The following is an 18,087-nucleotide window of genomic DNA, read 5'->3' as shown; positions in this document are numbered from 1 at the left end:
TGAATCCTCAGAATTATCCAGGTTGCTCAAAAAGAGTCTGTCGTGCTTGGGACTGTGCTACTGCGGAAAAGCTGAATTTGGCTCTCTTGTGTGCGCAATTCTGTGTTAAATAGAACCATTATTTGCCTCAAGTTTGCGTAAAAATCGCTCAAACCAGTCCTTCCCTAGCGACGGGTTCCAGAGATAATAACCCAATCTTCCTGTTGCTTTGGTGTATCCATCACAAACCACTCGTTATAACGCTGAATAACGTCGTCTGCCTGGTGGGAGAGCAACCCGGAAAGGGCCAGCTTGCCACCGGAGCGTGTCAGTTGGGCCAGCTGAGGGGCCAGTTCGTTGAGTGGCCCAGCCAGAATATTGGCGACCGTTATATCGGCCTGAACCGCAGGTGTGTGTTGTGGTAAATACACCTCGAAACGGTCACGACGGATGTCGTTACGTTGGGCATTGTCGCGGGTGGCGGTCAGTGCCTGGGGATCGATGTCGATACCTGTCATCGTACGGGCCCCCAGTAACAGCGCTGCCATACCAAGAATGCCGCTGCCGCAACCAAAATCGACAACCTCTTCACCACCTTTTATATGCTCATCCAAATAGCGCAAACACAGCGCGGTGGTCGGGTGCGTACCGGTGCCAAAAGCCAGGCCAGGGTCAAGCAGCAGGTTGACGGCATCCGGTTGTGGTGGCTGACACCAACTTGGGCACACCCACAAGCGCGGGCCAAACTGCATGGGCTTGTAAGTGTCCATCCAGGCTCTGACCCAGTCCTTGTCTTCGACCTGTTCCCATAACAAATCGACGCTTCCAACACCGCCTTCAGCGGCAAACATCAAGGGAAACTGCTCCACGATTGCAGCGGTATGAGTGTCGGCATCAAACAGGCCAATGATCTGGGTATCATCCCAGAGGGGGGTGGTGCCTAGTTCAGGCTCCAGAATTGGCTGGTCGGCATTGTCTTGCAGGGTAACGGACAAGGCACCCAGAGCCAGCAGGGCGTTTTCACAAGCATCTACTTGCGCTGCTTTGGCTTGAATTCGTAATTGAACCCATTGGCTCATGATATGTCTCCGATGCTCTGGTAGTGAATGGTCTGGCTGCGATGATCTGGTAGTGCAGGCGTGCCGCAAAGCGCGGAGTTTGCCGAAAATATCAACAAGCGTCCAGTTGACTGATAAGACGGCGCGTACAGTGGCCAGAGTCTCACGGGATCTCTCCTGATACACCCTGCGGCATTTAGCCGCTGTACGGCGGCTATCAGCAGCTGCGACAATCCCGTACATACTTTTTGATCCGCCAATAGATTCAGCCAAGGATAGTGTTATGAGCCGTCGCGACTTGATTCGCCCGTTATCGACCCGAAGTCAGCCAGTACCTTTCGTCCGTTGTGGTTTTTATTGGTTACGGTTAGTCAGCCTGGTGTTGGGGGCGGCACTGGGTACTGTGAGCGCATATGGACAGACTGAGACCGGTAGTGGGACTGGCAACACTGGATCCGTCAGCACTATGGAAATCAGCGATGCCATTGTGCGTGCCCCGATTCCTGGACGTAGCATAAGTGCAGCGTTTCTGACCTTGAAAAACAGCGGCTCTGGGCAGGATCGCTTGCTGTCGGCCAAGGCTGACTGGGCGGATCATATTGAAATTCACACGCATACTCACGCTAACGGTGTGATGAAAATGCGTCAGATCGACGGCCTGGATGTGCCTGCAGGGCAAACCGTCACCTTGCAACCGGGTGGCCTGCATCTGATGTTGTTCGGCTTGCAGCAACCCTTGCCTGCGGTCATCGGCAAGGAGCTGCCGCTGACGCTGTGTTTTGTACACAGTGGTTGTTTGTTAACCACAGCCACTCTGGTGGATATGCGCCAATAAAGCCGAACGGCTTGGGTTGATGGGGAGTGCCAGCTGCCATGCTGGCCTTAACATTGGCTATCAGCCTCGCGTAGTGATCGCAGCTATTAGCGGGCGCAGCGGCCCGCCTTCCCGAATGTTTGGGAGTGCCAGCTGCCACGCTGGCCTTAACGTTGGCTATCAGCCTCGCGTAGTGATCGCAGCCATTAGCGGGCGCAGCGGCCCGCCTTCCCGGATGCCTGGGAGTGCTAGCAGCCATTAGCGGGCGCAGCGGCCCACCTTCCCGGATGTTTGGGAGTGCCAGCTGCCACGCTGGCCTTAACGTTGGCTTCGCGTAGTGATCGCAGCCATTAGCGGGCGCAGCGGCCCACCTTCCCGAATGTTTGGGAGTGCCAGCTGCCATGCTGGCCTTAACGTTGGCTTCGCGTAGTGATCGCAGCCATTAGCGGGCGCAGCGGCCCGCCTTCCCGGATGTTTGGGAGTGCCAGCTGCCATGCTGGCCTTCACGTTGGCTTCGCGTAGTGATCGCAGCCATTAGCGGGCGCAGCGGCCCACCTTCCCGGATGCCTGGGAGTGCCAGCTGCCATGCTGGCCTTAGCGTTGGCTATCAGCCTCGCGTAGTGATCGCAGCCATTAGCGGGCGCAGCGGCCCACCTTCCCGAATGTTTGGGAGTGCCAGCTGCCACGCTGGCCTTGTTCGTCATCAGTACTGCGCGTCTTCTGACATTAGGTCATTGTCGTCATCACTACCGGCAATGCGGTGCGATTCGCTGGCCCATTCGCCCAGATCGATCAGTTTGCAGCGCTCACAACAAAATGGCCGAAACAGACTGGCGGATGTCCAGGACACGGATTTCTGACAGGTGGGGCAGTTGACTGCGAGTACCGCATCGTTGGCGGCCGACTGGCCTTTGGTGGTGATATGGGATTCACTCATGCTGGATCGCCTTTCATAACAAATAATTTAAACGGTTAACAGGCAGAGCGAGTACGTTCTGCTATTTTGGGCTTGGGCTTGGGCTTGTTTGTGCTGCCAGCGCCAGATACTGCTGGTGTAAAGCGTCGAGTTGTTGCTGCAGGTTAGCCAGTGAGCCAGCGTTGTTTACCACATCATCTGCCTGTTGCAGCCGTTCTTCGCGGCTGATCTGAGCGCTCATGATACGACGAATCTGCGCTTCAGAATTACCATCCCTCTGGCTGGCGCGTTGTAATTGCAGCGATTCTGGCAAATCAATTACCAAAGTGCGTTGCACTAACGCCTGTTGACCGCTTTCAAACAACAATGGTGAGGCCAGAATGGCGTACGGGCTACTGGCCTGGGCCAATTGCTGTTGAGTTTGTTGGCGAATAGCGGGGTGAGTTTGCTGTTCGAGCCAGAGACGTTCTTCCGGCTGTTCGAATACTCGGGTGCGCAACCAGCTACGATTCAGCTGTTGATTCGGCAGCAGTACCTGATGGGCACCAAAATGATCGACAATCGCTCGCCAGGCTGGTTGGCCAGGTTCGACAACCTGTCTGGCGATCTGATCAGAATCGACCACGATAATACCTTTCGCCGCCAGGTAATCTGACGCTGCGGTTTTACCGCAACCAATACCGCCGGTAATACCCACGACCCAAGTCATTTAACCACTCTCGCAGTGCGTCGATTCTGATAAGCCCATTGCGGTAAAAAATCTCTTGGCGTGGATTGAGTGAGTTCGACAGGCCCCAGCCCGAAAGCTGACATACCACAGTGACATGCCACAGTTACATACCACAGTTACATACCACCCAAATACCAATGGATCAGCTCATCACCCCATAGCGCCGCAATCCATCCGGCCATGGCGAGGTAAGGGCCAAACGGGATTGGCAAATTTTTGTCGCGCCCGAGTATGATCACACCGGCAATACCCACTACCGCACCAACGGCAGACGACAACAGGATAATCAACAGAATACTCTGATAACCCAGCCAGGCACCGAGGGCGGCGAGTAATTTAAAGTCGCCAAAACCCATACCTTCTTTGCCGGTGACCAATTTGAACAGCCAGAACACCGACCAGAGACTCAGGTAACCGGCCGCAGCGCCCCATACCGCCGAATACAAATCGGTAAATAACCCCTGGGAATTAACCAGCAGTCCCAACCACAACAGTCCCAGCGTCAAGGTGTCCGGCAGAATCTGGTGGTCGATATCGATCACCGACATAGTGATCAGCAACCAGGTGAACACCAGCATGGCGGCCAGTTGCCATCCCCAGGGAAAGGCAACGATCAGGGTCAGGCTGAACAGCGCCGTTACCAGCTCGACAATGGGATAACGCCAGCCAATGGGGCTATCGCAGCCTGCGCAGCGGCCTTTTAATAATAAAAAACTGACCAGCGGAATATTCTGCCAGGCTTTGACCGGGGCCTGACATTTGGGGCAGTGAGAATGGGGGGTGACCAGATTATAGGGCTGACTCAGGTCGTCCAGCGCCGGGTGGGGTGGCAGTTGGTCGATATCCTGACATTCCAGCTTCCAGGCCCGGAACATCATTACCGGCAGCCGCAGAATCACCACATTCATAAAGCTGCCAAGTAACAGGCCCAGCAGGCCAATAAACATCACCTGCAACAACCAGTGGCTGCCAATCAGGGTAAATAATTGCGATAAGCCTTCCATGGTTACATTACCGATCCCATCTGGAAAATCGGCAAGTACATGGCGATGATCAAGCCACCAATGACGACCCCGAGAAACGCCATAATCAAGGGCTCCATCATGGCGGTAAGGCCATCCACCGATTCATCCACCTCGGTTTCGTAATAACTGGCAGCCTTGTCGAGCATGGTGTCCAGCGCGCCGGATTCTTCGCCGATACTGGTCATCTGTACCACCATGTTGGGGAATACGCCGGTAGCTCGCATGGCAAAATGCATCTGCTGGCCAGTTGCTACTTCCTGACGCACGTTTAATACCGCATCCCGGTACAATTTGTTACCGACAGCGCCAGCCACGGATTCCAGCGCTTCGACCAGAGGCACGCCAGCGGCAAAGGTGGTCGATAATACCCGCGCAAAACGGGCTACCGCCGCCTTATGCATAATATTGCCAAACACAGGTAGTTTTAGTACCAGGTAATCCATCTGATCGCGGAATTTTTGCGAGGTTTTCATCAATTGTTTAAATACCGCCACCGCAACCACCACCACTGCCAGTGCGTACATCCAGTTTGCCTGCATTGCGGCAGACAGATCGACCACAAACTGGGTCGGCGCCGGCAACTCGGCACCAAAGCTTTTGAACATACCATCGAAGGTAGGCACCACCTTGATCAGCAGGATGGCCGAGACGATGGCGGCCACCACCAGTACGGTAATCGGGTAGCCCATGGCTTTTTTGATTTTGGATTTGAGCGCTTCCGACTTTTCCTTATAAATCGCGACTTTATCGAGCATGGTTTCCAGAGCGCCGGATTGTTCGCCGGATTCCACCAGGTTACAGGTCAGCTCATCAAAGTGCTGTGGATGCTCTTTCAGTGCCGAAGCAAAATCATTACCGGCGGACACCGTATCGCGCAGTTGATAAATCAGATCTTTCATACTGGGGTTATCAACCCCATCGGCGACAATCTCGAACGACTGTACCAACGGTACCCCAGCCTTGATCATAGTGGCCATCTGGCGGGTAAAAAAGCTGATGTCGGCGGGTTTGATTTTTTTGCCTTTCGACGCTCCCCCCAGACCAAACATCGGCTGAGATGCCCGTTTTACCTTGTCGGGCTGAATCCCCTGTTTGCGCAGTTGGGCCTTGACCATGGCCATATTCTGGCCAGACAGGGAGCCGTTCATTTTCTGGCCGCGTTTGTTGACGCCTTCCCAGACAAAATCAATATTCTTTGCTTGCTTGGCCATAACTGCTGGAACGCCTCTGCAAAATCATTGGCCACAAGGTAGCCGCCGCTGGTTAATCGGTGGTAACTCGATTGGCTTCTTCGAGGCTGGTAACGCCCTGAGCAACTTTTTGTAATGCTGAGGTACGCAAGTCGTTGAAGCCTTCTTGACGAGCAACATCGGCAATTTCAATCGAGTTGCCGCCCTGCATGATAATACGAGACAGGGCATCGGTTATTTTAACCACTTCGTAAATACCAACACGACCTTTATAACCCTGTTTACAATGTTCGCAGCCGACTGGCTGATAGATTTCAGCGGTTTCAAGCATTTCCTCGGTAAAGCCGGTCTCGAGTAAGGCTTCCTTGGGGATGTCTGTCGGGATTTTGCAGGATTTACACAAACGGCGGGCCAGTCGCTGGGCAATAATCAAGGATACCGAAGTGGCAATGTTAAACGAGGGTATACCCATATTAGCCAGGCGGGTAATGGTTTCCGGAGCGTTGTTGGTGTGTAAAGTGGACAACACCAAGTGACCGGTCTGGGCAGCCTTGATGGCAATTTGGGCGGTTTCGAGATCGCGGATTTCCCCTACCATGATGACATCCGGATCCTGACGCAGGAAAGAACGTAACGCTGCGGCAAAATCGAGGCCGACGCGGGCGTTGACGTTACACTGGTTAACCCCTTCGAGATTGATTTCGGCCGGGTCTTCAGCGGTAGAAATATTGGTGCCTTCGACATTAAGAATATTCAGGCCAGTATAAAGCGATACGGTTTTGCCGGAACCGGTGGGGCCGGTCACCAGAATCATCCCCTGTGGCTTCGACAGGGCGTGCATATACAGCTCTTTTTGTTGCGGTTCGTAACCCAGCATATCGATACCCAACTGGGCCGACGACGGGTCAAGAATTCGCAAGACAATTTTTTCGCCAAACAGGGTTGGCAGAGTATTGACACGGAAGTCGATGGCCTTGCTTTTGGAAAGCCGCATCTTGATACGGCCATCCTGGGGCATACGGCGCTCGGAAATATCCATTTGCGACATCACCTTGAGCCGGGCGGCAATCTTGCCGGTCAGCGACACTGGTGGGCTGGTGACCTCATGCAAGATACCATCGGTACGATAACGCACCCGATAGCGTTTTTCGTAAGGTTCGAAGTGAATATCGGACGAGCCCAGTTTAATGGCATCCAACAGCATTTTATTAACAAAACGCACGATCGGAGCGTCGTCTTCTGCTGCGGTTGCTGTTTTTTCCTGGGCCTTGTCGGCGGCGTCCGGGTCTTCCAGATCAACGTCTTCCAGCTCACTGTCGAGATCGCCCATGCTGGTATCGTTGGCGGCCAGCATTTTATCCACCAACGCCTGCAGCTTGTTGTACTCAACAATCACCGGCTCAATGGTCATACCGGTACTGAATTTAAACTCATCAATCGCCTGTATCTGGGATGGGTCACTCTGGGCTACAAACAGGCGGTTGCCTCGTACCATTAACGGCAGGGTGCGGTGTTTTTCCAATTGTTCATTGCTGATCAGGTCACCAGGAATCAGATCAATATCAAAGGCTTCCAGATCCAGTAGTGGCAAGCCAAATTCTTCGGCTGCAGCGGTAGCGATTTGTGCTGGTGTGATTTTGCCAGATTCTGCTGCCACCTGGATAAAGGGCTGTTTTTTGTCGCGGGCCAGAGTCAGCAATTCCTGCAATAGAGCAGGTGCGATGCCGGATTCTGAAAGACGTTTTGAAATACCGTTAAGCGAGATCATGATTCACCTGAGACAAATCCATATTCAGAGAGCAACATAGCAAAATTGGTTGGGGTCGGCATCTGTGGTTTGGGCGAGACATAAAAAAGCCCCGCAATGGCGGGGCTTTTTTATGTCTTTTCAGTGTTACATTTGTGGCTGATAAGCGGTATCTAGGTCGGTAGCGCTTACAGTCCAGTCCAGAGTCAAGGCATCACCATTGATAGTACCAGACACTGTGTAATATTTACCATTGATCAAGCCACTAGCATTATTATCAAAGGTGATAGTAGCCGTTACAGCATCTCCATCAGTACTGGTCGCAGCCGTAGGCCAAGCCAGAGTGACGTCGTAATTGTCAAATGTAATATAAGCGGCTTCTGTTAGATCAGTACCATTATAATCCGCGATTGGACCCGCTGTTGCTGGCAGTATGCCGTAGCGGGCGAAGTAATCTTCAGTTGCATTCTGGATGCCTGTCAGGCTGGCTAAAGAAGTCTGTACTTCAGAGCGAGCAATGTAGGACTGATACTGAGGAATCGCCACAGCGGCCAAAATACCGATGATCGCAATTACGATCATCAATTCAATCAGGGTAAAACCTTTTTGCATCGTTTTCATGGAAGTCTCCACTCTCAAATTTTAGGGTTGTGCAACGTTTCAAGTGTCCTGCGAACGCAGTTTGAGGTGTCTTGACGACACCTCAGTCAAAGCACCGGGTAAACCCTGGAAGTCGAAGAGGGGGTGGCTTCCTGGAATTTGACCATCTGCTTCTTGCTCATAAACTATTAAGCGAATAGCGTGCCAGGTGTTGATTTTCGTGGAATGAGCGGGTTTATGTGACCCGGTTCTCGTTTCTTTTGCCCGGTTGTTGGTTGCTTAACCCGTTTTCAAAAGAGCGGGTTACCGGATCGGATATAAACTGACAAATATTGTCACTCAGGTGCGTGATTGTCAGGTATATCTGGCCATGTCTGTGGTTGTGACTTTTGCGGTTTTTATGGGCACGGACGGAGCCGGTTGGGCACGGACGGAGCCGGTTGGGCACGGACGGAGCCGGTTGGACACGGACGGAGCCGGTTGGACACGGACGGAGCCGGTTGGACACGGACGGAGCCGGTTGGACACGGACGGAGCCGGTTGGGCACGGACGGAGCCGGTTGGACACGGACGGAGCCGGTCCCTACAGGGGTGGGGTGCCGGGCAGGGCCGGTTGGGAACGGATGGAGCCGGTTGGACACGGGCGGAGGGGTGGGGCGCCGGGCAGAGCCGGTCCCCACGGGATGGGTGATGTGGGCGGGGTTATTGCGCGGTCAGTTCGTCAGTCAGGAAGACGATGGTATCAGGTACCAGGTCGAGGCTGATGACGTCGCCGTTTTGGCTGTTGGTGTCGGTATCCAGTACCAGCAGGCCGGGTTGGGTGGCGTTGGTGATAGCAATCCACAGGCGCTGGTTGTTGTCGATGGTGATGTCGCCGAGGCTGTAGCTGTCTTCCGGATTGCTGACGCTGTTGGTCATCAGGCTGTTAATGTCGATGGCGTTGGCTGTGGTTGTGATGGTGGCCTTGTCGCTACCGGGATTGATCTCATAGAGGTAGCTGGCGACACTGCTCCATCCGGCTTCGACGCTGATGTTGACATAGGCTTGCTGGTCGCTGACCACGGCGATGTCTTTGACATGGTAATACTGCGGTGTTGCGGCGCTGGTGTCGTTCAGATCGGCGAAGGTGGTGCCGTCGATCAGGTTGCTAACGGCATAGGTGGTGGTGTCGATTACATCCAAGCCACCGCTGTTGCTGCCGTAGTCACCACGGGCGGCAATGTACAGTTGGCCATTGAGCAGCTCCAGCGTGCCAGGGTTGGTAACGGTGAGAGGAATGCCCTTGAGGCCGTCGGTCTGGGTATCAGTATCGATTTCTGTCAGGGTATCGAGATCGTATACCACCACGTAAGCAGTGTTATTGCCGTCAATGCCATAGCGCTGGGTCAGAATAAACAGCTGGTTGTTGTCGATGGCGGCATCGACCATGTTGGGTTCGGTGCTGTAGCCATCCAGCGCTACCCGGTAGTCGGAGAGGTCGATTTCAGCCACTTTGAAGTCAGCTTCACTGCTGGCGGTGGTATCTACTTTCCAGGCGCTGTTGGCACCGTAACGAAGCAGCCAGCCGTATTGGTCATCCTGATGTACCAGAGTATAGGTATTGGCGCTGCTGTCACCATCGTCGTTGGTGGTGTAGGTCCATTCCGGGGTGCTGAGACTGCTAGTGGCGTCGTAGCGGCTGATGGTGTCGATACCATATTGGCCAATACGATAAAGCCAGTTGGCGTCGCTGGCGAGGGTGTAGCTGGTGCTGGTGGCACTGAAGAGCTGTTGTTGTACCGAGCGGTCGCCGGTGATATTGCCGATGGCGACCTGGCTGCTGCTGTAGTCGGAAGCATGGGTTTGCACCGCGTAGGCACCTTCAACAATCGCTTGTCCATTACTGTTGTTGTCATCGCTCATACAGCCGCTCAGGGCCAGAGTGAGAGTACTGGCGAGCACCAGGTTAGTGCTGCTAATAACGTGTGTCAGGGGGGTCGGGTGGTTGGGCTGTTGGGTGAACATGGTGGATTTCCTTAGGGGTGATCTTATGGGGTTACTTGCAATAATCAGTGAGCATCAGAGCGAATAGCTCAGGTACAGCGTCCATTCCCGGCCGCGTGCCGGGCGACCGCTGAAGTCGCTAAAGGCGTTGTTAAACAGGTTGTGAATCCGTAGACCGGCGTTTGCCGGAGCCATTAATGGCTTGGATGCGTTTGAGTTGGCTGGCCACTGGTAGCGATAGTTGATGTTCCAGAGGCGGCGCTGGTCGCCGGGGACGCTGTTGTAGCGATCGAGATACAGATCGTCGGCCAGTTCTGCATGGAGGTCGACACTGTGATGCCGGGCTGCCATTGAGGACTGCCAGAGCAGTCCGGCGGTCAGCCGCAAGTGATAGATGCCGGGCAGGTATTTATGATCGAAGCCGACAATATCGCTGCGGGTCTGGCTATGGTAGTGGCTGCCTGCCAGCTGCAGCTGCCAGTAGCCTATGGTTGGTTCGAAACGGGCTGGTTCGACATTTGCTGGTGCGGAAGTGGTTGGTGCGGAAGTGGTCGGTGTGGCTGTATGGCTGGTGTCTCGGCCCAACTGACTCTGCAGTTGCCACTCCAGCCCGGTTATGCTGGCAGTAGTGGTATTTTCATAACGACCGGCACCGGTTGCCGGGTCGTATACAGGCACGATGGCGTTTTCCAGCTGGCGCTGAAACAGAGTCAAGCTGAACTGTTGTGAGCGCTGCTGCCAGCGTCCGTTCCAGCTGCCAGTCAACGTGGTGGTGCGGCTTTGTTCTGCTTGCAGCTCGTCGTTGCCTCGGGTCAGTCCGCGATTACCAAAACGTTCGTACAGACTGGGGATTCTTAACGCCTGCTTCCAGCTCAGTTGCAATTGGCCGCTGCTGTTATCGCCAATCCAGTATTGTTTGGCGCTGATCAGCCCGGATGGCCAGGATTGCTGCTGGTGGGAGCTGTCGCTGCTGTTATCAGCACTGTCGCTAGTCGAACGATCGACTGTTTTTAACCGGCTGTCTTGCTGGTGATGACTGCCGCTGAGGGTGACTTGACGGGTGCTGGCGCTGTTTTGCCATTGTGCCCGGCCACTCAGTTGCCTATGTCGCAACCAGGAGTACTGGTTGCAGTTGCTGCTGAGGGAATCGCAAGCGCTGGCTTCGCTGTCATTCAGGTAACGGCTTTGATAGTGCTGCTGGCTGATATTGATACTGCTGCCGAAATCCCAGGACTGCCATTGAACCTGACTGCCCAGCCTGGCTTCGCTGTGCTGGTAACGATAACGATTGTTACTGTCGACATAGCCAAACACGGCAGTGGGGTCGTAAAACCCCTGGCGGTCGAGTGAATGCCAGAGTTGCCAGTGTTGCCGAAAGCGTTGTCCCCAATTCCCCGACAATTGCATCCCCAGTTGCTTGCTGTCCAGGCGGGCACTGTTAATAGAAGAATTACGTGAATATTGAGGCAGTTGTTTGTGTTCGTCTTGCCAGTAAAGGCTGGCAAACAGATCTGGTTGTTGATACTTCAGCGTCAGTCGATCACGGCGATAAGCGGCGTTATTGAGCGCTTGTTGCTGTCCGGACGGTTGACGGGTGTCTTGCGGACTGGTCACCGGGTAGCGGTAGTTGTTATCGCTTTGCTGGTGGTCGAGTAACAGGTCGGCGGTGCGGTTGTTGGTGCGATGATTGCTGGTGCGATGATTGTTGGTGCGGTTTGATAATGACGAGAATAACAACGGCTGTTGCAGGCTCAGGGTGGCCGTGCCGTAGCTGCCTGCAGCGGCAAATATTTTGGTGGCGTTGGCTTGGTGGCTGCCGCTATGGCGAGTGATGATGTTAATCGTACCACCAATGGCTTCGTCGCCGATCAAACCGCTGTCGTCGGCATCGCTGCTGCTGGTGAGTATATCGACCCGTTGAATCGCAGCCAGTGGTACGGCATTCAGATCGTACTGACCGTACTGTCCATTGTTCACTGCGATACCGTCCACCAGCAAGCGGGTCTGCTTGGCGTCGGCCCCTTGCATCGATACCAGCACCGGATCTCCCAGGCCGCCCAGCGACTGGATTTGCAGACCGTTGATACGCCCCAAAAATTCACCGAGATTCTGATAGCCAGCCGCGAGTGCCTGTTGGTCATAGAGCTGGTAGCTGGCGTCGTCAGCGGGTTCTGTTTGGCCATAGACGACCAATTCGTCGTCTGCGGTAACGGTGTTTTCGGCGTATCCATGCAGGGAGAAAAACAGCAAAATCAGGGCCAGGCTCAACGGCCACGTCGTGATCCGCCACTGCCAGAGACGATGGCTGATGCCGCTGCGGACGACATAGTTACAGCGGACGGCATAGTTGCTGCGGACATAGTTGCAGGAAGGCAAAATCAATGTCATGGGAGTCCTGAATGCCGGGTCTAAATAAGACGGCAAGAGCAGGCAGGAGCAGACCGGGCAATAAACAACTCCGCTGAAAGCGGAAGACACCGTAGTGGTACAGCGGTTACGGATTTGCGCAAATCCCTCCCGCTGCCCTCCGCAACGTCGGTTGATTGGAACAGGCCGGTATCCGGGCTGACGACCTGAGCATCCTGTGCTCGTCAATAACGCCTTCCCACCCATGCAATCGGTATTGCGCGGCAGTGGCTGGTTTCCTGCTGTGGGCGGAAACCGGTTATTGAGTGGGTCGATCACCGTTGCGGGGGCAGCGCCGGTTTTTGCGTAAACGCATCACCGGTCTTCCCGTTTAACCCGAGGCTGAATGATTCAGCGGGCGGGCACCTGATTCTGAGCGCAGAGTAGCGGCGAGGGTCGCAGGCGTCAAGAAGAGAAACAACGGGCTCCCACGCTTCGTGTGGGAGCCGATCCGGGGGTTCCGCTCTGCGCCGTATTTTGACGTTGGAGCACAGGTGCACAGGCATGAGAGCTCAAGAAGAGAGCAATGGACGGGTTTTACAACGGCAGTTTGATCACAAAACAGGCACCATGGGGATCAGCGGGACGGTAATACATATCGCCCTGATGGTGAGTGGTGACAATAAAATAGGACACCGACAACCCGAGGCCAGTGCCAGTGCCGACTTCCTTGGTGGTGAAAAACGGTTCAAAAATGCGGCCGATCTGGTCGGCATCAACACCAGAGCCGTTGTCTTCGACAGAGATGCAGAGGAAATCGCCTTCACGCCAGGCATTCAAGCGGATGGTCGGTTGCCAGTTCGCTTCGGCAGTGGCTGGTTGCGCCAGCGACTGTTGCGCATTTTTGATCAGATTGACCAGTACCTGCTCAATTTCTCCAGGAATACAGGAGACATCCGGCAAGTGCTCCAGGGAGGCGGTTGATATATCAATATGATGTAGGCCAAGGTCGTTGCGGGCGACGGTCAGGGCATTATTAACCAGTTGGCTGACCGGCGTTTTTTCTTTGTGTTCATGGTTGCGGCGGGAGAAATTCAGCATGGTAGCGATAATCGCCGCCGCTCGTTCCCCGGCTTCACGCATGTGCTCCATCAGTTTGAAAACTTCCCGTTCTTCCAGGTACTCCTCCACCGCCCGGAGGTCGAGACTAAGCTTGGTGGCGGCCTCGTGGTTGGCTTTTAACCCGCTACCCAGACGGCGTTTGATATTTTGCAGGTTTTGCAGGATGGCAGCGAGCGGGTTGTTGATCTCATGGGCCATGCCCGCAGCCATACCTCCGACGGTGAGCATTTTTTCCGAGTGCACCATCATTTCTTCCAACTGCAGCCGCTGGCGAATGTCATCAATGCGCACAACAGCAACTGCAGCTTGTTGCTGATCCAGCGCGTACACCAGTGAGTCGGTGACCAATCCGGCTTCCAGGCTATCGAGTGACAACCGGCGCTGCAGGATTGGCGTATCCAGATCATCTCCCGAGGTCAGCCGCTGTCTGGCCCGTTTGAGCAGTGGTGCCAGTTCCGGGATCAGTTCATTTAATAAAAACCCGGCCAGTTCCTGACGACGCTTACCAAGCCAGATTTCGGCCTGGCGATTACACAATAACAAGCGGCCTTGCTGATCGAGGGCAAACAAGGCGGATGGCATGGCGTTGATAATGGCATCCATCAAGGCTTTGGTTTGTGCCAGCTGGCGCTCCATCGCGCTGCGAACGGTAATTTCATGTTCCAGGTCGCTGTTGATACGAGCGCTGTCACGCGCCAGTGTGGTGGCCCGATGGCGAGCACTTTCCGCCTGTTTATGGGCTCGTTCCAGGTCGGCATGGCGTCGATGCAGGTGCCAGTGGAGATCATTGAGGCTGTTGACCAAGGGTTGTAAATCCGGATCCTGACATTGGAACGGCGTGGTCGGGTCGTGATCGTGCTGTTGCGCAGTTTTGATTTGATCGCGCAGATCGGTGTAGGGCTGCTGTTGCCAACGTCGAATCAGCACGTACATGGCAAAAATCAATAGTGCGCTCAGAGCTGCGACAATCAGGCTGGTGCTGATGGTATCAGCCAAGTAATAGCCGGGTAAGAAGACACCATTGATGATACGAATCTCGAAATCGCCGTTAATGGTGCTTAGCCGTTGCTGATATACGCTGTTTTGGGGTGGCTCCGGGCTGATAGTGCGATCGACTGGTACTTGCATCACCAGCTGACTACTGTCTTGCGTCAGGCGAATGGAATCCACCTGATGATGGTGGGCAAAACTGTCGAGCAGTGCCTTGACGGCCATCAGGTCCAGTGGCTGTCGGTTAAGCTGAATGGTCAGGGTTTCGACCAGCAGTTGATTGATCTCCGGCACCAGATAGTTGCGTCCGATACGATCTGCGGTAGCGACATAGGCAATGGCGGCGAGAAAAAGGATCAAAATGACGGTGGTGATCAGCGCAGCCATGGTTTTCTGGCGCGTGAGCAGGTTAGAACTGTTTTCCGTGTTCTGTTCTGTCATTAACTTGATCCATAAGTGCGCGGGTCAGTGGAAGTTCAATACCTGACGTGTTGGCCTGGGTTAAAAGGTAGCCGGAAATATGACGTAACTCAGTAGCTTTGTTGGCCAATACATCTTGCAAGCTGGATGAACGATTCTGGGCGGTAGACAAGGCAATCTGAATGACGCGATCAAACAAATTTTCTTGCAGGGGCCAGCCTAGCTGCAAGAAAAACTGCTCGACTTCGGTTGCCAGAGCTTGCAGTTGCTGGCGGTACCGGATGTTGCTTGCCAGCTCGCCATTAAGACAACGGTAGTGTGCCGTGAGTGGGTTGATCACCGCATTAATAGCCAGCTTTTCCCGTTGGCGGGCCAATATATCCGTGACGACCTCGGTATGAGGTAAACGACAGGATGTCGGCAAAGTACATAGTCTGGCTGGATTCGAACGATGCTGGCCGACCCAAACATGACCCAAACCAGCATACATCACCCTGGTTTTGTCGAGGCGGTAGGCACCATCGGTCGAGGTTCCGCGCCATAGCTCACAGGGCAGTCCTTGCTTCTTGAGCCAATGGGCCAATTGCTCATGCTGACCCATGCCGTTTTGCAGCAATAAAATACGCTCAACCCGGTGCAACTGACTGGCGTAGGGCAACAGGGCTTCCAGAGTATCACCGGCCTTGGTCGTGACGACCAGCCAGTCAAGACGCTGGTGATTCCATTGCGGTAGCGATAGCGTTAATGCTTCCGGCCATTCCGGGTGCTGGTTCAGAATGGCGGGTCCATAGGTCAGCGAGCGCTTGTGCTTGTATTGGTGTTCGGTGTGTGCGTGCTGTAAGGCGGCAGCACAGCGACCAAGCACAAACACCGTGTGTTGACGCCAGTAGCTGGCCATCACGGTACCGATAGCGCCTAAACCCAGAAGACCGATTGATAATGACATGGCGTGATTATAGGCAGCTCAATAGCCGGACACCACACCTGCATCCGATTCGACGCAGTCTGAATTTTATGTAACCCGACGATTGCAGCGGTATGACAGACAAGAAGACAAACCAAAAGACAGATAAGAAGACAAACAAAGAATAGACAAAAAGACAGGCCAGATAGGCAGAGGGAGACAATGAGAGGAACGAGAGGAACGTTACTCCGCCGGCTTTTGCTTTTCAGTGCTGACAGAGGTATACAGTCCGGCTTTATCACAAGACAAATGCCGTCCTCTATTTGTTGACAGGAGAAACTCGATGCCATCGTTTGATGTCGTTTCCGAAGTGGATAAACACGAAGCCTTGAATGCCGTCGACCAGGCAAACCGCGAGCTGACCACACGTTTTGACTTTAAAGGTGTGGATGCAAGCTTCGAATTGAAAGACTTCGCCGTCACCATGACCGCCAATGAAGAATTCCAGATTGAGCAAATGAAGCCGATGCTGGAAAGCGCGCTGATCAAACGCAAAATCAAGGTCAGCTGTTTGGAATACGGCGATCTTGCCGGAGCCGGCAAACAGGTCAAGGTGATTGCGACCCTGCGTCAGGGTATCGACAAGGATTTGGCCCGCAAAATGGTCAAGATTGTCAAAGAAAGCAAACTAAAAGTTCAGGCGTCGATTCAGGGCGAAATGGTTCGGGTGCAAGGCAAGGCACGGGATGATTTGCAAACCGTGATGACGCTGTATCGCAACGACGACTCCATCACCATGCCGCTGGCGTTCAAGAACTTCAAAGACTGATGACCCACCGCAACGAAGCAGCTCATCCCTCCCGTGATTCCGATGCTGCTTCGACGTCTTTGCTCGGCTGGTGGCAGGATGCCTGGCGTATTTATACCCGCAAGCCCGTGCTGGCGATCGCCTTACTTGGCTTTGGGGCCGGGCTGCCGTTTTTATTGGTGTTTTCGACATTAACCGCCTGGTTACGAGATGCGGAAGTTGAACGTACCACCATCGGTTTTTTTGCCTGGATCGGGATGACTTACTCGATCAAGGTTTTCTGGGCGCCGGTGGTGGATCGATTAAGCATACCCCTGTTGGGGCGTTGGCTGGGGCAACGGCGTAGCTGGATTCTGGCCGGACAACTGGGCATCGCCATCGGCTTGCTGTGGATGGGCATGCTCGATCCGCATACCGACTTGTGGTGGATTACGGTATCGGCGTTGCTGGTGGCGTTTGCATCGTCAACCCAGGATGTGGCGCTGGATGCCTATCGGATTGAAGTGGTAGACGACGAGTATCAGGGAGCCATGTCGGCCAGCTATATCTTCGGATATCGGGTTGCACTGCTGTTTTCCGGCGCCGGTGCCTTGTACCTGGCGGACTGGTACAGCTGGAGCTGGTCTTATATCGGCATGGCATCGCTGATGCTGATTGGTCTTGCCGCTACCCTCTGGTCTGACGAACCAAAACACCTGAACGCCGAGCAGCGTGGCCGCGTGGATGCCGAACTGATTGACCGCTTGATCGGGCGGCCTATGTATCTGATGCAGCGCCCGGCATGGCAGCGCTGGTTACTGGGCGCTGTGATATGTCCGCTGCTGGAGTTTTTTCAGCGTAACGGCTGGTTTGCCTTGTTGATTCTGTGTTTTGTCGCGGTATTCCGCCTGAGCGACATCACCATGGGAGTGATGGCCAACCCGTTTTATCTGGATCTCGGCTACAGCAAGTCGGATATCGCCCGCATCGCCAAAATGTTTGGCTTTATCATGACGGTGGTGGGGTCGGGTGTGTGTGGCGTGCTAGTGGTCAAATGGGGCATGTATCGGCCTTTGTTACTGGGTGCTGTGTTGGTAGCGAGTACTAACTTGCTGTTTGCACTGATGGCCATGACCTGGGACGGCAGTCGTCCACCGTTGAGTTGGCTGGCACTGGTGATCAGCGCAGACAACCTGAGTGGTGGTATTGCCAGTACGGCCTTCATTGCTTACCTCTCCAGTCTCGCCAATAAGAGTTATACCGCCACCCAGTACGCCTTGTTTAGTTCGTTGATGACCTTGCCGGGCAAGTTTATCAGTGGTTTTTCCGGATGGGTGGTGGATGGCTGGGGCTACAGCGACTTCTTTGTGATTGCAGCCTTCCTCGGGCTTCCTGCCATTGTGCTGGTGCTGGTATTAATGAAACAGCAGCCGGAGAAACGTTCGGGCTGAGTCATACTTGCAGGCGGTTTTGCCG

General features: G+C 54.3%; 14 protein-coding genes, 1 pseudogene and 1 riboswitch. Of the genes and pseudogenes, 3 read left to right on the top strand and 12 right to left on the bottom strand.

The features are described from left to right. Positions 1–164: 164 nt before the first annotated feature. Positions 165–1,058, bottom strand: coding sequence for a 50S ribosomal protein L11 methyltransferase (gene prmA, locus WG929_RS03020; RefSeq protein WP_416204838.1), 894 nt, complete (start codon positions 1,056–1,058; stop codon positions 165–167). A 262-nt stretch (positions 1,059–1,320) separates the two neighbouring features. Between prmA and WG929_RS03015 the strand changes: the two genes are divergently transcribed. Then, on the top strand, positions 1,321–1,872 hold the full coding sequence (locus WG929_RS03015) for a copper chaperone PCu(A)C (RefSeq protein WP_416204837.1): 552 nt from the start codon (positions 1,321–1,323) through the stop codon (positions 1,870–1,872). Positions 1,873–2,554: 682 nt separating this feature from the next. Here WG929_RS03015 and yacG read toward each other — a convergent pair. The 11 genes and pseudogenes from yacG to WG929_RS02965 all read right to left on the bottom strand — a co-directional run bounded on the left by yacG (position 2,555) and on the right by WG929_RS02965 (position 15,866). Then, complete coding sequence (yacG, locus tag WG929_RS03010; RefSeq protein WP_416204836.1) at positions 2,555–2,788, bottom strand: DNA gyrase inhibitor YacG; 234 nt, start codon at positions 2,786–2,788, stop codon at positions 2,555–2,557. Between the two features lie 61 nt (positions 2,789–2,849). Beyond that, complete coding sequence (gene coaE / locus WG929_RS03005) at positions 2,850–3,476, bottom strand: dephospho-CoA kinase (RefSeq protein ID WP_416204835.1); 627 nt, start codon at positions 3,474–3,476, stop codon at positions 2,850–2,852. Positions 3,477–3,613: 137 nt separating this feature from the next. After that, positions 3,614–4,501, bottom strand: a complete 888-nt coding sequence (locus tag WG929_RS03000; RefSeq protein WP_369855155.1) for a prepilin peptidase — start codon at positions 4,499–4,501, stop codon at positions 3,614–3,616. A 2-nt stretch (positions 4,502–4,503) separates the two neighbouring features. Beyond that, on the bottom strand, positions 4,504–5,733 hold the full coding sequence (locus WG929_RS02995; protein ID WP_416204834.1) for a type II secretion system F family protein: 1,230 nt from the start codon (positions 5,731–5,733) through the stop codon (positions 4,504–4,506). A 52-nt stretch (positions 5,734–5,785) separates the two neighbouring features. Next, complete coding sequence (gene pilB / locus WG929_RS02990) at positions 5,786–7,480, bottom strand: type IV-A pilus assembly ATPase PilB (protein WP_416204833.1); 1,695 nt, start codon at positions 7,478–7,480, stop codon at positions 5,786–5,788. A 126-nt stretch (positions 7,481–7,606) separates the two neighbouring features. Beyond that, a complete protein-coding gene (locus WG929_RS02985) occupies positions 7,607–8,080 on the bottom strand; it encodes a pilin (RefSeq protein WP_416204832.1) in 474 nt (157 codons plus the stop codon). A 333-nt stretch (positions 8,081–8,413) separates the two neighbouring features. Beyond that, a pseudogene (locus WG929_RS21400) lies at positions 8,414–8,665 on the bottom strand (hypothetical protein); the annotation flags it as partial. Between the two features lie 96 nt (positions 8,666–8,761). After that, the gene (locus WG929_RS02980) at positions 8,762–10,063 is read right to left on the bottom strand and encodes a hypothetical protein (RefSeq protein ID WP_416204831.1); all 1,302 of its coding nucleotides are present in this window, start codon (positions 10,061–10,063) and stop codon (positions 8,762–8,764) included. Positions 10,064–10,117: 54 nt separating this feature from the next. After that, positions 10,118–12,430: a TonB-dependent receptor plug domain-containing protein gene (locus tag WG929_RS02975; protein ID WP_416204830.1), complete on the bottom strand. Its 2,313-nt coding sequence runs from the start codon at positions 12,428–12,430 to the stop codon at positions 10,118–10,120. A gap of 146 nt (positions 12,431–12,576) precedes the next feature. Further along, positions 12,577–12,834, bottom strand: a riboswitch (cobalamin riboswitch). Between the two features lie 151 nt (positions 12,835–12,985). Next, positions 12,986–14,941: a two-component system sensor histidine kinase NtrB gene (locus tag WG929_RS02970; protein ID WP_416204829.1), complete on the bottom strand. Its 1,956-nt coding sequence runs from the start codon at positions 14,939–14,941 to the stop codon at positions 12,986–12,988. Next, entirely contained in the window at positions 14,910–15,866 is a 957-nt protein-coding gene (locus tag WG929_RS02965) for a ketopantoate reductase family protein (protein WP_416204828.1), read from the bottom strand. The genes WG929_RS02970 and WG929_RS02965 overlap by 32 nt, the downstream gene beginning before the upstream one ends. A gap of 301 nt (positions 15,867–16,167) precedes the next feature. On the opposite strand from WG929_RS02965, the gene WG929_RS02960 reads away from it, so the two are divergent. Beyond that, on the top strand, positions 16,168–16,653 hold the full coding sequence (locus WG929_RS02960) for a YajQ family cyclic di-GMP-binding protein (RefSeq protein WP_369855148.1): 486 nt from the start codon (positions 16,168–16,170) through the stop codon (positions 16,651–16,653). Beyond that, on the top strand, positions 16,653–18,062 hold the full coding sequence (locus tag WG929_RS02955) for an AmpG family muropeptide MFS transporter (RefSeq protein WP_416204827.1): 1,410 nt from the start codon (positions 16,653–16,655) through the stop codon (positions 18,060–18,062). The genes WG929_RS02960 and WG929_RS02955 overlap by 1 nt, the downstream gene beginning before the upstream one ends. Positions 18,063–18,087: the final 25 nt, after the last annotated feature.

The sequence above is a fragment of the Oceanobacter antarcticus genome (assembly GCF_044962685.1).
Lineage (GTDB): Bacteria > Pseudomonadota > Gammaproteobacteria > Pseudomonadales > Oceanobacteraceae > Oceanobacter > Oceanobacter antarcticus.
Note: the sequence above shows the minus strand (reverse complement) of the source record. Positions and strands in the feature narration are given on the sequence as shown.

Excerpts from the sequence above, each read along its gene's own strand:
- WG929_RS02955 (WP_416204827.1), top strand. The coding sequence starts at position 16,653 with ATGACCCACCGCAACGAAGCAGCTCATCCCTCCCGTGATTCCGATGCT.
- WG929_RS02975 (WP_416204830.1), bottom strand. The coding sequence starts at position 12,430 with ATGACATTGATTTTGCCTTCCTGCAACTATGTCCGCAGCAACTATGCC.
- WG929_RS02960 (WP_369855148.1), top strand. The coding sequence starts at position 16,168 with ATGCCATCGTTTGATGTCGTTTCCGAAGTGGATAAACACGAAGCCTTG.
- WG929_RS02970 (WP_416204829.1), bottom strand. The coding sequence starts at position 14,941 with ATGACAGAACAGAACACGGAAAACAGTTCTAACCTGCTCACGCGCCAG.
- WG929_RS02985 (WP_416204832.1), bottom strand. The coding sequence starts at position 8,080 with ATGAAAACGATGCAAAAAGGTTTTACCCTGATTGAATTGATGATCGTA.
- WG929_RS02980 (WP_416204831.1), bottom strand. The coding sequence starts at position 10,063 with ATGTTCACCCAACAGCCCAACCACCCGACCCCCCTGACACACGTTATT.
- pilB (WP_416204833.1), bottom strand. The coding sequence starts at position 7,480 with ATGATCTCGCTTAACGGTATTTCAAAACGTCTTTCAGAATCCGGCATC.
- WG929_RS02995 (WP_416204834.1), bottom strand. The coding sequence starts at position 5,733 with ATGGCCAAGCAAGCAAAGAATATTGATTTTGTCTGGGAAGGCGTCAAC.
- coaE (WP_416204835.1), bottom strand. The coding sequence starts at position 3,476 with ATGACTTGGGTCGTGGGTATTACCGGCGGTATTGGTTGCGGTAAAACC.
- WG929_RS03000 (WP_369855155.1), bottom strand. The coding sequence starts at position 4,501 with ATGGAAGGCTTATCGCAATTATTTACCCTGATTGGCAGCCACTGGTTG.
- prmA (WP_416204838.1), bottom strand. The coding sequence starts at position 1,058 with ATGAGCCAATGGGTTCAATTACGAATTCAAGCCAAAGCAGCGCAAGTA.
- WG929_RS02965 (WP_416204828.1), bottom strand. The coding sequence starts at position 15,866 with ATGTCATTATCAATCGGTCTTCTGGGTTTAGGCGCTATCGGTACCGTG.
- WG929_RS03015 (WP_416204837.1), top strand. The coding sequence starts at position 1,321 with ATGAGCCGTCGCGACTTGATTCGCCCGTTATCGACCCGAAGTCAGCCA.
- yacG (WP_416204836.1), bottom strand. The coding sequence starts at position 2,788 with ATGAGTGAATCCCATATCACCACCAAAGGCCAGTCGGCCGCCAACGAT.